Source organism: Sphingomonas sp. S-NIH.Pt3_0716, from assembly GCF_003950715.1.
GTDB classification, from domain to species: domain Bacteria; phylum Pseudomonadota; class Alphaproteobacteria; order Sphingomonadales; family Sphingomonadaceae; genus Sphingobium; species Sphingobium yanoikuyae_A.
In genome coordinates this window covers 1-540 of sequence record NZ_QLJK01000139.1, presented here as the reverse complement: position 1 = coordinate 540, position 540 = coordinate 1, and the positions used below count along the sequence as shown (strand labels likewise).

At 60.2% G+C, this 540-nt stretch carries 1 pseudogene; it reads left to right on the top strand.

Annotated elements, in window-relative coordinates:
- A pseudogene (locus tag BRX37_RS26500) lies at positions 1 to 122 on the top strand (IS3 family transposase); the annotation flags it as partial.
- Positions 123 to 540: the final 418 nt, after the last annotated feature.

Genomic DNA, 540 nt, shown 5'->3' with positions numbered 1-540 from the left:
AGGCCAGCAGGGAATGCCTGGCACTCATCGTTGCCCGGCAGCTCAAACACGAGGATGTGCTGGCGGCGCTGGCTGACCTGTTCATCTCGCGTGGGCCACCAGCGCATATACGATCCGATAACGTCCTGGGTCACGAAGGAAAGCGAGATTTGGTCAACAGATCTCTATGCGCCGACATTGAGCGGCGAGGCATGCATTCTGAGCCAGATGGCTTCCACCGTCAACGGGATCGCTCCCTGCCATAGCAAACACAGGATCCAGCGGCGCCGAAGCGGCCGTGGTCCTCACCGTCCTTAGAACGAGATACGCACCCAGGTGGAAGGCCCGAACATTATCTACAGGGTCGCTTTCGCGCCCTCACGGCACTTGCAGAGAGGGGTCCTTCCACCTGGCATCCGACCGTTCAAGGAACGGTTGCCGATTCCGATGAAGCCGCCCCTCGTTTCCGAGATGATTGCGCCCCTTCGTTCCGAGATGATGTCGCCCCCCCGGAGACAGGGCCGTGCTGGCTACGTCTGTTGTTATTTCGTTCGTGCCGGT